This window comes from Cryomorphaceae bacterium 1068 (genome assembly GCA_027214385.1).
Classification (GTDB): Bacteria; Bacteroidota; Bacteroidia; order Flavobacteriales_D; family Cryomorphaceae; genus JAKVAV01.
The window spans coordinates 1-14,373 of the sequence record JAPVXR010000017.1 but is presented as its reverse complement, the minus strand read 5'-3'; the positions used below and the strand labels follow the sequence as shown (position 1 = coordinate 14,373).

Here is a 14,373-nt window from a genome sequence, read left to right as displayed (position 1 = left end):
GCTTTATTTGTTTGTGATTCGAATAAGACTTTTTTCTTCAATGATTTCGTATGTCAGACCCATAGGTTTGCAGACGATTTCTAAAATCTCTTCAATCGATTGATTCGTCGAAAACTCTCCACTATAGTTTAGACTTAAACCTTCGGGGTATTCGACTTGAAAATTTGTAAAATCTTCAAGAGAGTTGAGCACTTGATCAATATTTACGTTGTCAAATCGGTAGGTCCCGGCGACCCAAGCGTCGACATAATCTGTTTCTAATGAAAACTCTTCAGCATTGGATTCAGACATTTCCACTCCTTGACCAGGAGTAAGTGTCGCGGACAAGTTGTTCTCATTTTCGACCAAAACCTTACCTGTTTTGCACGAAACTTTGAGAACATCATTGTTTGTGATTACCGAAAACGAAGTTCCAAGTACACTAACCACTCCAACATCTGTATTTACGTTGAATTTGCTTCCTTTCTCTACTTCGAAAAATCCCGAACCAGAAAAATCAAGGTCTCGAAACAGTGTCCATGTCAAATCATTGTAGCTCAACTCAGCGCTAGCATTCATGTAGATGATCGAGCCATCAGGTAACGTGTGAGCCAAAACGGAATCGCTTGAATTCTCAACTGTTTCTGAACCTATAAATGCTACTGAAAAAGTAAAGAGGATCGCTATGGAAGCGGCTATTGCCAATTTCGAATAGATATTGTTAGATCGATACAGCGGAATCACCTTTTCGGTCTTTTCGATTCTTCCCATTACTCGGCGTCCCGCTTCTTCTTGAGAAGTTGAGAAAGAAAGCCTATTCTCGTCGAGAAGAAAATCTAACTTAGAATTAAAATCTTGTTCCACTTGATTGGGTGTATTTCCTGATGTTTGCGTCAGTTATACACACGTTTAAAGTTTTACCCTACTCTGAGAAACAGATTTATTCTACGGTAATGTCCACAGAAAGACCGTTAAAGGCCGTAAAGACACCCCAGGCTCCTTCAATATTCGAAGGAGCTCCGCGAAGATCAGGGGCAGAATTGTCAGAATACATCTGAATATATTCTTCATTAACCGCTGTTACATAAAGTTGGTAACTCCCGATGTATGTGAAGTGGTCGGGGTAGAGGTCAACTGAATGCCCATTGTTCAAACCAAGCAGAGGGCTGTCATATGAGGGCTGAATAGCGTAAGTAGCGGCAGTATCATTGTTTATTCCCCGGGCAAAGACGCAATATCTTTCATCATCTCCGGCCTCACTCCAACTCAAAGTGGTCAGAGGAATTTGATCATTGACGGCTTCGCTAATGTTGACATAATCGTTGGTAATGCTTAGGCTGTCAATGGCTGGAGGGAAAGTAGTAGTTGATCTATAGGTTTTACCATTGTAGGTAATCTCGAGGGTTAATGGCTCAGGTCCCGAGAAAACGGTTTCCGGATCACTGATTTCATAAATTCCCTCAGCTTCGTCTTTCAGAACAAGATTGACGCTTAGATTTCCCTGAGTGAGTTTAACACTTGCATCGTTTACGGGGGCTAATTCTGCCTCACCATCTTCATGTATATGAGCCACTTTTACATGGTCAACATGCTCATTTGCATAAACATAGGCCTCTACCATCAGAGGCTGTTTCAAACTGATATCGTCTGAAGAGTCATCGGATGTACATCCGATAACAAAAACGATTAAGAACAGCACTCCGAAAAATCTAATCAATCCTCTCATAATTTCAACTTCAAAAAAACTGACGGCGTAATACCAAGAGATAGAATATTTCTTTGTCCGAGGTCATAGAAATCGCTGTCTTCTCTAGGTATTCGAAAATAGTCCACATATTTAACTGCCAAATTATCATATGCATTAAACACTGATATACCCATTTGTAAAACGCCCTTTTTCAAGGGTAAGGTATAACCTGCTGAAACATCTAATCTGTGGTACCATTCTAACCTGCTGGAGTTTATTCCACCTATGGTGACAAATTGCTGCTGGTCTCCATTAGGTGTCGTAACTATAAAAGTTCCCAAAACAGGAGTATAAGGTACGCCGTTAGCTAATACAAACGCAGCGGAAAAATCCCACCTCTTGTATTCCAAATTATAAATCAAAGACAATTCATGATTGGATACTCCCGGACTATCGAAATAGTTTCCTCGATTGATATTGTCATACTTTGACTCTGAGCTGATAAAGGTATAGCCCAGCATGATGTTTTGATTTTTAAATGACTTCTTGAGTAAGAAATCTACGCCAAAAACCCTTCTGTTTCCGTTCACTGCGAATTGATCAAGACTTCCCGTTGGAATCCCAAACTCAGGGAACAAAAATTCAACTACACCCCTTTCATACTTGTGGTAGCCTTCTAGAGAGGCTTCCCAATCATCCATCCGATATACAGCACCTAAAATGTAATGATCACTCCGTAGAACAGGGATGGTGTTATCTCCCGAAAGGGTCCAGGTCTCGGGGATGCTGAAGTAGAGGCTACGCTCGTTCAATCGCCTGATCATTTGATGAAAGATTCCATAAGACCCTTTAAGTGTCAGCTTAGGAGTCAACTCGTAGCTCACTGCAAGTCTTGGTTCGGGATAGATATTTCCATCCCGATCATAGTGGGTGGCTCTTAAGCCAACTTTGGTGTCGAGTCTACCAAACCTTTTTTGAAGTTGCAGATAAAAGGCATTACTTACGGCCGAAATGGTCGAGTCTTGAAGTATTTCTGATTGATCTTGTGCTTGAGAAACGATTCGATTGACCGTGTTCCACCAGCCGAATTCCAGGCTAGAGGTCTTGTTGATGTTGTAATTATTATCCAGTCTGAATGTGTTGTCATTCACCTCTACTTTCTGCTCAAAAAAGCGCAGGCTAAAGGTATCTTCTTGGGCTAAGAATGTTTCTTGAGCTTCCAGATTACTGGAGTATTGAGAAACTCCATAATTGGCATAAGTAAACAGTTTAGGATTCCATTTTCGCGACCACTTTACGCTTCCCCCCTGATTTCCCCAGTTGGTTTGATCTTCTGAAATTCTGGTGAGGTTGTCCAGACTTGCATCAAACGTAATGTCCAAATCATCTTGCCCTTGGTAGTAGCTTAACGAGATAGCGTCTTTTTCTGAAGGTGTGAAGTTGAATTTCGCATTCAAGTCACTGAAAAAGTAATCGGGTACATCGTTTCCCTGAAATATATCAGTATTGTTCTCAGGAGTATTGGGTAAGCTCGAATTGAAAATATTATTGAAAATATTTTGGTAGGTCGTGGTTTGAATCAAATTGGTAAAAGCCCTCCGGTAACCGAATACCAGTGAAGCCTTATTTTTAACTACCGGTAATTCCAGAAGCACATTGGCACTAAGCATAGTCAGCTCTGCTTGGACGGAAGGGTCTACTTTGTTTCCATCAATTCCGGTAATGTCTACGACTCCTGAAGATCTTCCCCCAAATCGGGCATCGAATCCCCCTTTATTGACACGCACATTTTTAATCACATTGCTATTGAAGGCACTTAAAAAGCCAAAAAGATGATCGACATGGTAAACCGAAATACCATCAAACATGACTAGGTTTTGATCGGTTTGCCCTCCGCGTATGCGCAGACCGCTTTCGGCATCTTGACCCCCGCTGATTCCCGGCAATCGCCTTAGTGCTGAGAAAACATCGTTCTCTCCCAGATTTGGCAAAGTGGAAATTTCCGACGGATCAAATGTGAGCTGACTGATATTTTCATCAATTTCCAGTAAATTTTTTCCTCGGGCACTTATTTGCACAGAAGGCAAATTTTTCAGTTTTCTCTTCAGGTCAAAATTGAGTTTTCCCGATAGAGCGGCAGAACGGCCTACCATGACTGCTGGCTTTTCATATCCGATGTACGACACAAGAATGATTGAAGTGTCTGAAGGGACCTCCAGAAGTGTGTAACGGCCTTCAGAATTAGCCGTGGTACTTTGATTCGTATTGGCAATTCTCACCGATGCAAATGGTAGCGATTCGCTGGTAAGTTCGTCTCGGATAATTCCGCTAAGCGGGAATGAGGTTTCGATTGGAACAGAGTCTTTGGGTGCAATGACATAGGTATACCCAACTAGTTCAAATCTCAACGGAGAGCCCTGCAGAGCTTGCTCTAGAAAAGCCGACATCGTTTTTATATCGGAGTCAATTTCAGGTACTGTTATAAGAGAAACCGCATCAGGGTCGTATGAGATCGCTATTCCCTCTTTTTGCCTAAGCAGCTTTAAGGCGACTTCTAAATTTTGACCACTAAACTGTTTAAATTTGATTCCATCCTCTGGCTGTCCGAAGACGTTCAGAGAGCCGAAAACAAAAAGAAATAGAAAAGTGACAAAACGCATTAAGGCTCTAAGATAACCACTCCGCCTTCGTTTGAAGATATTTCAAGCCCGAAAGGCTTAGTTAGAATTTTCAACGAACTATCGAGATCACTTTCATTCAGACTGCCTGAGAATCGGTAAACTGCGTTCGTCTTGAATTGAATGTCCTTCCCGAATTTCTCCTCTAATGATTCTATGACAATATGGATGGGCGCATTATCAAAAGAAAGGTCGTTGGCAGTTTGAGAAATAAACGGCTCGTTATTGGTCCATTTACCTTGAGTCGAATTTTTCAAGGACATAATGATGTAATCGTCTGCTTCGAGGATTTCGCCTTCTACATCTACTTTTCCTTCTTGGCACTGGACAACTAGGGCATCTTCATTTTCCCAAACTGAAAATCGAGTCCCGAGAACGGTTACATCTCCGAATTCTGTTTCCACTGTAAATTCATCTCCACTTTTCACAGTAAAGTAACCCTCACCTTCCAAATCAGTTCTGCGACTAAGGTTCCATAGAAGAGAATTGTAGGAAATTGAGCTGCCCTCTGCAAGCATCATTTTTGAGCCATCAGGCAAAGTGAACTCAGAAGAAATCTCGGTAGCAGTAAGTGTAGTCGTGCCTATAAAATGAATAGCAAATGGAATCGAAAGAATAAGCGCAAGACCAGCGGCAGCAGCGTAAAACCGTCCAAAATTAAAACCTTGAGAATGCTCAACCTCTTCCTCGAAATGAATCGTACGGGCCATCACCTTCGCTCTGGCAGATAAAACGCTCTCATCCGAAAACGGAGCCTTGTATGCCTTTAGCCGATCTTCAGCTTTTTCCAAATCATTCATACTCTAAACTTTTCGGTCGAGCTCATCCCTCAAAATGGCTAGTGCTCTCGACATCCTCTTTTCTACCGCCTTCATGCTCAATCCGAGAATTTCGGCAATTTCGCGGTATTTCAAACCGTCAATTCTATTCATTAAAAATACCTCGCGAGCACCATCAGGAATTTTGGCTAAAACCACCTGAAGTTTTTTGTCAAACTCTTGCATTTCTATCAGGTACTGAGGCGTCTCATGATCGTTTCTTTCTTCAACATAATTCAAGAATTTGAACTTCAATTGCTCTCTTTTGAGCTTATTGATCATGAGGTTATTCGCTATTGTAAAAAGATAGGCTTTGAGCGAAGACTTGTCAATCTTTTCGCGGGTTTCCCATAGCTTTACGAACGCGTCTTGTGCCACATCTTCAGATAGTTCTGACTGAGATGTTTTGTAATATAGAAAATTCCGAACCTGCTTGTAATACAAATCAAACACTTCCTCGAATTCCCGAGCAGTCAGAATCTCCTTCTTACTTTCTGATTCAGATTTTTTGAATAATCCCAAAATTGAAACTTCCTTTAGACTGCAATAAAATGAATACCTTACTTAAAAAGCGTTTTTCAGAGAGCAATATCGGAGTATCCTAAACACCGTGCCACTGTTCTCGTTATCAAATAAACCAAATTCTTAGAAAATGGAATATAGACGACTTGGTAAATCGGGTCTAAAAGTAAGCGAACTTTCCTTTGGTTCGTGGGTCACTTTCGGAAATCAGATAGGAGATGACACCTCAGAAGAACTCATGAAAATGGCTTATGATGCAGGTGTCAATTTCTTTGACAATGCTGAGGTATATGCCGCAGGAAAGTCAGAAATCGTAATGGGAAATATTCTCAAGAAGATGCAGTGGCCGCGAGATACCTACAGCGTTTCGAGTAAGGTTTTTTTTGGATCAGGCGGTCAATTACCCACGCAAAAAGGCTTGAATAGGAAGCACATTACGGAAGCTTGCCACGATGCACTGAGACGACTTCATGTGGACTATTTAGATCTGTTTTTTTGCCATAGACCCGACAAAGAAACTCCGATAGAAGAGACCGTTTGGTCAATGCACAACCTGATTAATCAGGGAAAAATTCTCTACTGGGGCACCAGCGAGTGGAGCGCTCAAGAAATCATGGAGGCCCATATGGTGGCCAAGCAGTACAACCTGATTGGCCCTACCATGGAGCAACCACAGTACAATATGCTCGTTCGAGAAAAAGTAGAAGTGGAGTTTTCTCAGATTTACAAAACGGTTGGACTGGGTACTACGGTTTGGAGTCCGCTGGCCTCAGGTGTCCTTACCGGGAAATACAACAGCGGAAAGGAAGGAGAGACTCGTTTGAAAAGGGCGGAGCTTTCATGGCTGAATGAAAAATTACTCATTGAGCAGACATTGAGTAAAGTTCAGAAGCTCACGTTACTGGCGGGTGATCTTGGAGTAGCAATGCCACATCTTGCTTTGGCTTGGTGCTTGAAGAATGAAAACGTTAGTACTGTTATTCTTGGCGCGAGCAAAACTTCACAGCTAGAAGAAAACCTAAAAGCTGTTGAGGTGACACCAAAGCTCACGGAAGATGTCATGGAACGGATTGAAGCAATTCTGGATAACAAGCCGAATCACCCTCAGTTCTAAATTTTAATGAGCGAGCTCAAAGTAGCCGAAGCCTGGTTTGACTCGAAAGGGTGGAAGCCTTTTCAATTTCAAAAAGATTCTTGGCAAGCCTGCCTCAATCGAGAATCGGGTCTGCTCAATGCTCCCACTGGCAGCGGAAAGACTTATGCACTTTTTGCAGGAGTGGTTTTAGAATACCTAAAAGCCGAAAAAGAAGGGAAGCTCAAGAAAAAGAAAGGCCTCAAGTTAATTTGGGTTACTCCCATACGCGCACTTACCAAAGATATAAAGAATGCCTGTCAAACATTTTGTGATGATCTCGAGCTTCCTTGGCAAATAGCCATTCGAACAGGAGATACTTCAACTGCTGATCGGGTAAAACAAAAGCGCACGCCTCCCGATGTTCTGATCACCACCCCGGAGAGTATGCATCTGTTGATGGCTTCGAAGGGATATGCCGATTACTTTGGTTCGTTGCGCTTTGTCGTGGCTGATGAGTGGCACGAATTAATGGGTTCAAAAAGAGCGGTGCTTTTGGAGCTGGCACTTTCCAGATTAAAGACCATCGCAGATCCTTGTATATGGGGTATTTCGGCTACCATTGGTAATATGGAGCAAGCCATGGAGGTCCTGTTTGGAACTGATTTTGGCACCAAGAAATTGCGCTTCATCAAATCGGAGATCAAGAAGAAAATCGAAATCATCCCCATTATCCCTGATGAGATAGAAAAGTATCCCTGGGCAGGTCATTTGGGAGTGAAGCTGGCCGAGAGCGTTCTCCCCATTCTCGAAAAGAGCAGAACCACACTTATTTTTACCAATACACGCGCTCAAGCTGAAATATGGTATCAACACCTGCTCAGCATTAAGCCTGAGCTCGCTGGATTGATTGCCATGCACCACGGCTCCATCAGCAGGGAGTTACGTGATTGGGTCGAAGATGCTCTGCACGAAGGAAAATTAAAATGCGTCGTTTGCACCAGTTCCCTTGACTTGGGTGTTGATTTTCGTCCCGTAGAAACGATTATTCAAATTGGTAGCCCAAAAGGAGTATCCCGTTTTGTTCAGCGAGCTGGTCGGAGCGGACACTCACCCGGCGAGCGATCGGTCATCTATTTCCTCCCTACCAATGCGCTTCAGCTGATCGAGTGCGAAGCGCTTAAGTCGGCTATTGAAAAAGATGATTTGGAAGATCGGATGCCATACATTCGAAGTTTCGATGTCTTGGTTCAGTATCTTATCACTTTAGCTGTTTCGGATGGCTTTAGGCCAAAAGACATTCTGCATGAAATCAGGTCGACTTTTTCTTACGAAAGCCTCTCTGACGACGAGTGGTCTTGGGCATTGAATTTTATCACCAAAGGAGGTTCTTCGCTTGAGGCATACGATGAGTTTTCGAAAGTTGAGGTGATGGAGGACGGACTTCATAAGGTCAACAATCGACGTATGTCTATGAGGCACCGACTTTCCATCGGGGCTATCGTAAGCGATGCTATGCTGATGGTTAAGTTTCAGTCGGGTGGCAGACTCGGGTCTATCGAGGAGTGGTTCATTTCAAGACTTAGCCCAGGAGATACGTTTTGGTTTGCCGGAAGGCCTTTGGAACTCATTCGCGTAAAAGAGATGACGGTGCACGTAAAACTCAGTAAGAACAAGAAAGGAGCTGTACCCAGTTGGCAGGGTGGACGAATGCCACTCTCTTCCATGCTTTCTGAAAATCTTAGGATTCAGATAGGTAAGATTGCCAACGATCAATTTGATTCTGCAGAGTTAAGGGCTGTGCGCCCTATAGTGGAAGCGCAAAAATCACACTCCATAGTTCCCGACGCAAAGCAACTTCTGATCGAAAAACTCCATTCCCGCGAAGGTTACCACATTTTCGTTTATCCTTTCGAGGGAAGATTCGTTCACGAGGGTTTGGCCTCTCTACTGGCTTATCGACTTTCTCTGTTCAAACCATTTAGCTTCAGCATTGCGCTAAACGATTATGGATTTGAGCTTTTGTCGGATCAAGATATACCGATTGAAGATGGAATCGATTCGAATATTTTCTCACCGGACCATCTGAGTGAAGATATTACAGCCAGCCTCAATCAAAGCGAAATGGCCCGAAGGCGCTTCCGCGACATTGCGGGAATTTCGGGCTTGGTGTTCAAAGGGTTTCCCGGGCATTATCAAAAGGACAAACACCTTCAATCGTCGTCGCAGCTGTTTTTTGACGTGTTCAGAGATTACGAACCTAATAACCTTTTATTGAAGCAAGCGTTCTCGGAAGTGATGGAGTTTCAAATTGAGGAAGTCCGTCTTCGATCCGCTTTAAAGCGAATTGCTACACAAGAAATTCGCGTGACCTATCCCAAAAAGCCGACTCCTTTTTGTTTTCCAATCTTAGTAGATCGATTAAGAGAGCGTATGTCTTCAGAGAAATTGGAAGATCGCATCAAAAAAATGACCTTGCAACTCGAGTTATAATGGTCTACGAAATTCAAAAAACCAAACTCAGCCTCCTTCCTGAAAGAGCAATTTTTTGGGAAGAGAAGAAAATGCTTATTGTGGCTGATGCTCATATTGGCAAAGTGAGTCATTTTCGAAAAAACGGAATTCCTGTTCCGGGAATGGCCGAGCGAAATAACCTTTGGCGCCTTTCAGGCTTGGTTTTAAAAACTCAACCCAAGCAAATCATCTTCCTGGGCGACTTGTCTCACAGCAAACTCAATAAAGCCTGGGATCAGTTTGTGGATTTCAGAAATGCCTACTCCAATATTAAGATGACCTTAGTTAAAGGAAACCACGACATACTTTCGGATCAAGCTTTCGAAGCTGCCAATATATCACTAGTGGACAGAATGTCATCCGGACCATTTTTATTTACACACGATAGAGAAGAGAGTGATTTTTATAATATTCATGGGCACATTCATCCATCAATAAGACTAAGGGGTATGGGGAGGCAGTCATTGAGAGTCCCGTGCTATTTTTTTGGAAAAGACTACGGAATACTGCCTTCGTTTGGAGACTTTACAGGATCATTTACACTCAAGCCGGCGGAAGGCGATGCCGTATTCGTACCTGCCGAAAACGAAACAATGCGCGTATTCTAGATGTGCTTTCTAAGAATTTGGATTACTTGTCCTGTATAGCTTCCGCCAAAGAGATTTACGTGAGCCAAGAGAGGATACAAATTGGCGACATGAATCCGTTCTTCCCAACCAGGCTCCAAAGGATAAACCTCATTATAAGCGTCATAAAAGCGTTTATCAAAACCGCCGAATAATTTACTCATGCCTAAATCCATTTCTCTGTGACCGTAGTAAACTGCCGGGTCGAATATTACCGCCTCCCCCTCTGAGTCAGTCATGAAATTTCCTGTCCATAAGTCTCCGTGCAATGCAGCAGGAGCTTCTTTAGGGAAGTACCTTTCAACCCGACTTAGCATTTTGTCAAAGAGTCTTAAGAATTCTGAAGTGGCCAGTCTATTGTCCTTAGCCATTTCAAGCTGAGGTCTTATCCTCATGTCACTAAAGAAGTCTTCCCATTTGTCACGCTTGTCATTGCGTTGGATTAGACTCCCTAAATAATTGTCCTGATTTAAACCGAAATAATCAGCACTGTGTTTGTGCATATCAGCTAGTTTTCTTCCAAACTCTTCCCAAAAGTCGGACTTTCGATTGATGCTGTTAATATTCTCCATCAGAATCCACTGGATATCTTCTGTTACTCCAGTAGCAATAGGAATTGGAATTCTGAATGCGCAGTGTTCTTTCAAGAATCGCAGTCCCGATGATTCTGCTTCGAACATACCGGGATACTCCTCGGCGCTATTGATTTTTGCAAAATAGGCTCCTTCTGAAGTTTCGAGCCGACGAGCATCATTAATACTTCCGCCACCTACAATACTTACCCTTAGAATTTCAGCTGGTTTTCCTCTTGAAGTTTCGATGGCTTTTTGCCAATCGTCTGAAAGATTTTGATTTAGTACGCTCAAAATGATTCTTTAAGATTGAATGGGATTGAATTCTACTATCACTTTCAAAGGTATGAGATATTTATTCGTACTTCATGGTTGCAAGAGAAAGTTCGATCACTTAGTTTTGCCCTCTTTTCAGGGCCCATAGCTCAGCTGGTTAGAGCAGCAGACTCATAATCTGAAGGTCGAAGGTTCAAGTCCTTCTGGGCCCACATAAATTACCCGCATTCGTTGAATGCGGGTTTTTTTTGTTCTGTGGCGATATTCCAGAAATATTTTTCTGTGAAATCAGAGTCAATTTTGGAATTGAAAATGATTTTGTCCTATATTTGGAGGCATTTGTTTGTTGAATATTTAAGTTCATCGAAAGTTGGCTGTCAATATTCTAAGTGCTTTAATAATTACCAAAACCAATCTTTTAACCGTATGAGAACTTCTCTACCCAATTTGTTTAGGGTCGCTACGCGTTGCTGTAGCTACCTTTCTGTATTTTTCTTACCCCTGATTGCTGCTGTATTCTTGTCGGCAAATATTCAGGCGCAATCCGTTGAACCGGAATTAGTCAAAGTTTGCAGCATCACCGAATTTTCAGATGCAAGCAACGGCCATGCATTGCATTTGGCGAATGTTCCCGGTATTTCTGACAATAAATATGAATTCTTTCCAGATGCCCCGGGTACGCTGGAATTGTTTTCAGACGGAACCGCTAGAATAAAAGGTCGAGTTCGGAACAAAACTGATGAAACCTTAGTGTGGGATATCGACTTCCACTACACGGGTGGTTCTGATTGGACCACCTGGAGTGCAGGTGGAGGAAATTATAAAGATGAAGCAAGTCTCGCGGGTTCCAATTATCTTGATTGGGACTATTTCATTTTTGATGCTAGCGAGTCCAATACTCTAACTGGTGTAGATGGTTTAGCTGGTTCGTCTTTGACAGTTACGCACATGCCAGCCGATTTCGAATTTGGACTTCAAATAGGAACAGCCGCGAATAGCAAAAATGCTGAAGATGGTGCTTCTGTTTGGTTCTTCACTAACGGAACCGTTCTTGGTAACCCGGTTAGTGGACACGGAGATCTAAACCTGAATACAGGTTGTAGCGAGATTCTTACAAATTGTCCATTAGAGCAGTACGCCGCAGGCAGTCATGTACTATGGCTTCCTGGTGTTGCAGCTGGGAGTAATTGGGTGCCTGCACCTTTTGGTGTTTACTTTGCGGAACTCGCAGGAGGAGAAGCCCGACTTTATGGAGAGATTCAAAATCAAAATGATCCGTCATTGGTTCTTTGCGTTGATTTTTGGTTTTCGGACAAAGCAGACTTTGCAACTTGGTCTGGTTTGGGAAGAGGTATAAAGGGAAATCCTTCGAATATCAACGGTAATGAAGTAAATTGGGACTTCTACATTTTTAACCCCAATAGAGTTAGTAGCCTTTCCGGTTGCTCACCTTCTACTATAGGTTCTTATGTGACGGTTGAGCACAAACCTGCAGATTACAATTTTGGTCTACAAGTCGGTTTAGGTGCAAACGACAAAAATGCACAGTTCGGACTTTCTACTTGGTTTTTTACTGACGGTGTTTTCCAAGGGAATGCAGTTGATGGTCATGGCGACGTGAACTCAATCAATTTATGTCCTCCTCCGCCAAACATTGTTTGCTTTGAAAATCCGCCTGTCATTACTTGCCCTTCCGATACAACCGTTGATTGTTCTGCTGATACTTCACCTGACTTTTTGGGAGAGGCTACTGCGGATAGACCAACAACAGAATGTCCATTAGATGTTGCCATTTTCTTCGAAGATGACATTAGCGTGAACGGATGTGAAACAGTCATCACAAGAACGTGGACTGTACTTGATGAATACGATAATGTTGTCTCTTGCGACCAATTAATAACCGTAGTTGACACAACCGCTCCTACATTATTAATGCCAGCAGATCTGGAAGGCGACATCACTTGCAGCGACATCAGTTTAGATGACGCGACAGGCTTTGCGAATAATACATTAACACAGGATGAGCGTCAGGCGTTCCTGCAATCAGCGCGCGCGTTGTTTGTGAGCAATGGATTGGTTCCATTGGGAACAGATGATGACTGCAGCGGCAGCGACTGGGTAGAAGTAGATATTGAAGTAATGTTGAGCGACTCTTGCGATGCCCTAGCAACATTAATCTGCACGTTTGTGGCAGAGGATGATTGTGGCAATGCATCAGAAGCGGTAGCAACCATCCTAAATATTACAGACAACACAGCACCTGCTATTGCTTGTCCTGCTGATGTGGTTGTAGATTGCGGAGGCGATACAAGTCCCACTGCGACTGGCACAGCCACAGCTACCGATGACTGTGGTCAGGAAGTAGTGGTAAGTTCATCAGATGTAGCTTCAGGTACTTGTCCTGAAGTAATTACAAGAACATGGACAGCTACCGATGCATGTGGCAATTCATCAAGCTGTGATCAAGTAATAACTGTCACAGACACTGATTCGCCAGTATTTGATCCTTATGAGGAAGAATTAACGGCAGATTGTTCTGACGATGTTTCAGGAGCAACACTTACGGCTACAGACAATTGTTCTATGCCTACCGTTGAGTGCTTTGAAGGCACACAGTCATTGGAAGTGAGTGGGCCATGCACTCCTTTTGATATGGACCGTCCGCAGGAATCTTCTCCTCGTTCAGGATGGTTCCCTAATATGCCGGGTACTTCAGGTTCGGGAAGTAAACTCTTCACCCTAGAAGAGGGAACTTACACTCGTTTCGATGATGGGACGGTTCACTTCTACGGAACACTCGCTTCAGTTGGCAATGATCAATTGGCATGGCAGTTCAGCATTTGGCTCAGAGGAGGATACGACTGGACAGAATGGTCAGGCCTCGGCAGAGATTACAAAGATGAAGGTATTGCCGGCACTAATTATTTGGATTGGTTGTACTACGAGATGGACGATACTAAGTCAAACGTGATGGCCGGTATCCGAGACTATGCAGGAAGCTACCTGACTTTGACTCATGATCCTCCGAATTACAATTATGGTTTCCAGGTAGGGCAAAGTGCCAATGTGTTTACTGAAACTTTCGGTATTTCCGGATGGATGAAGTACACTGGTTCTATCCAATATGATGGGGAATCATACGTAAGGACTAATCAGAGCTGTGACCTTAATTTCAATTTGAATTGTGGTCCTTCATTGATTACACAATGTGAAAGTACCTCAGTTAGTACATGTATCGCGACAGATGATTGCGGTAATTTCACAGTAGCAACACAAACAACAACGATTACAGACACAACAGGTCCTGATATCACCTGCCCGGCAGATGCTGTGGTAAGTTGCAACGACGATACAAGTCCTGCAGCATTGGGTATGGCGACTGCAGAAGATGACTGCAATGATGTAATTGACATTTCATTCGAAGATGGTGCAATTACGGGCAGTTGTCCGGAAGTATTCACCAGAACCTGGACAGCGACTGATGCATGCGGCAACACATCTAGCTGTGATCAACAGATCACAATTGCTGATGATGAAGCGCCTGTAAAAGATCCTAACTGCGAAGAACCACCGATGACATTCTTTACTTCAGACGGAGCGGACTGCCCTGCTGATGCAATCATTGATGT

10 protein-coding genes and 1 tRNA gene are annotated in these 14,373 nt (G+C 43.1%); 5 read left to right on the top strand and 6 right to left on the bottom strand.

Features of this window, described 5'->3' with window-relative positions; genetic code table 11:
- Positions 1 to 3: 3 nt before the first annotated feature.
- The 5 genes from O3Q51_16310 to O3Q51_16290 form a co-directional block, all read right to left on the bottom strand.
- The gene (locus O3Q51_16310) at positions 4 to 843 is read right to left on the bottom strand and encodes a FecR family protein (GenBank protein ID MCZ4410380.1); all 840 of its coding nucleotides are present in this window, start codon (positions 841 to 843) and stop codon (positions 4 to 6) included.
- A 76-nt stretch (positions 844 to 919) separates the two neighbouring features.
- Positions 920 to 1,696 (bottom strand): hypothetical protein, encoded by a 777-nt coding sequence (locus O3Q51_16305; protein ID MCZ4410379.1) that lies wholly within the window; start codon positions 1,694 to 1,696, stop codon positions 920 to 922.
- 5 nt (positions 1,697 to 1,701) lie between these two features.
- Positions 1,702 to 4,326, bottom strand: coding sequence for a TonB-dependent receptor (locus O3Q51_16300; protein MCZ4410378.1), 2,625 nt, complete (start codon positions 4,324 to 4,326; stop codon positions 1,702 to 1,704).
- Positions 4,326 to 5,144, bottom strand: a complete 819-nt coding sequence (locus O3Q51_16295; GenBank protein MCZ4410377.1) for a FecR domain-containing protein — start codon at positions 5,142 to 5,144, stop codon at positions 4,326 to 4,328. Before O3Q51_16295 ends, O3Q51_16300 begins: the two co-directional genes overlap by 1 nt.
- Before the next feature lie 3 nt (positions 5,145 to 5,147).
- Positions 5,148 to 5,684 carry an RNA polymerase sigma-70 factor gene (locus O3Q51_16290; GenBank protein ID MCZ4410376.1) on the bottom strand — a complete coding sequence of 179 codons (537 nt, stop codon included), beginning with the start codon at positions 5,682 to 5,684 and terminating at the stop codon, positions 5,148 to 5,150.
- Positions 5,685 to 5,814: 130 nt separating this feature from the next.
- Between O3Q51_16290 and O3Q51_16285 the strand changes: the two genes are divergently transcribed.
- The 3 genes from O3Q51_16285 to pdeM are packed head-to-tail and all read left to right on the top strand — an operon-like array spanning position 5,815 to position 9,878.
- On the top strand, positions 5,815 to 6,798 hold the full coding sequence (locus tag O3Q51_16285; protein ID MCZ4410375.1) for an aldo/keto reductase: 984 nt from the start codon (positions 5,815 to 5,817) through the stop codon (positions 6,796 to 6,798).
- A 6-nt stretch (positions 6,799 to 6,804) separates the two neighbouring features.
- The gene (locus tag O3Q51_16280; protein ID MCZ4410374.1) at positions 6,805 to 9,249 is read left to right on the top strand and encodes a ligase-associated DNA damage response DEXH box helicase; all 2,445 of its coding nucleotides are present in this window, start codon (positions 6,805 to 6,807) and stop codon (positions 9,247 to 9,249) included.
- A complete protein-coding gene (pdeM, locus tag O3Q51_16275) occupies positions 9,249 to 9,878 on the top strand; it encodes a ligase-associated DNA damage response endonuclease PdeM (GenBank protein MCZ4410373.1) in 630 nt (209 codons plus the stop codon). Before O3Q51_16280 ends, pdeM begins: the two co-directional genes overlap by 1 nt.
- Here pdeM and O3Q51_16270 read toward each other — a convergent pair.
- Positions 9,875 to 10,762: a fructosamine kinase family protein gene (locus tag O3Q51_16270; protein MCZ4410372.1), complete on the bottom strand. Its 888-nt coding sequence runs from the start codon at positions 10,760 to 10,762 to the stop codon at positions 9,875 to 9,877. The two genes, pdeM and O3Q51_16270, sit on opposite strands and share 4 nt — an antisense overlap.
- Positions 10,763 to 10,882: 120 nt before the next feature.
- Between O3Q51_16270 and O3Q51_16265 the strand changes: the two genes are divergently transcribed.
- Together O3Q51_16265 and O3Q51_16260 are read left to right on the top strand one after the other, a co-directional pair.
- Positions 10,883 to 10,956, top strand: a tRNA-Ile gene (locus tag O3Q51_16265).
- A 214-nt stretch (positions 10,957 to 11,170) separates the two neighbouring features.
- The coding region (locus O3Q51_16260; protein ID MCZ4410371.1) for a hypothetical protein at positions 11,171 to 14,373 on the top strand (3,203 nt) is incomplete at its 3' end.

Bases quoted from the DNA above. Each gene is read 5' to 3' on its own strand.
- O3Q51_16300 (MCZ4410378.1), bottom strand. From the start codon at position 4,326: ATGCGTTTTGTCACTTTTCTATTTCTTTTTGTTTTCGGCTCTCTGAAC.
- pdeM (MCZ4410373.1), top strand. From the start codon at position 9,249: ATGGTCTACGAAATTCAAAAAACCAAACTCAGCCTCCTTCCTGAAAGA.
- O3Q51_16280 (MCZ4410374.1), top strand. From the start codon at position 6,805: ATGAGCGAGCTCAAAGTAGCCGAAGCCTGGTTTGACTCGAAAGGGTGG.
- O3Q51_16285 (MCZ4410375.1), top strand. From the start codon at position 5,815: ATGGAATATAGACGACTTGGTAAATCGGGTCTAAAAGTAAGCGAACTT.
- O3Q51_16295 (MCZ4410377.1), bottom strand. From the start codon at position 5,144: ATGAATGATTTGGAAAAAGCTGAAGATCGGCTAAAGGCATACAAGGCT.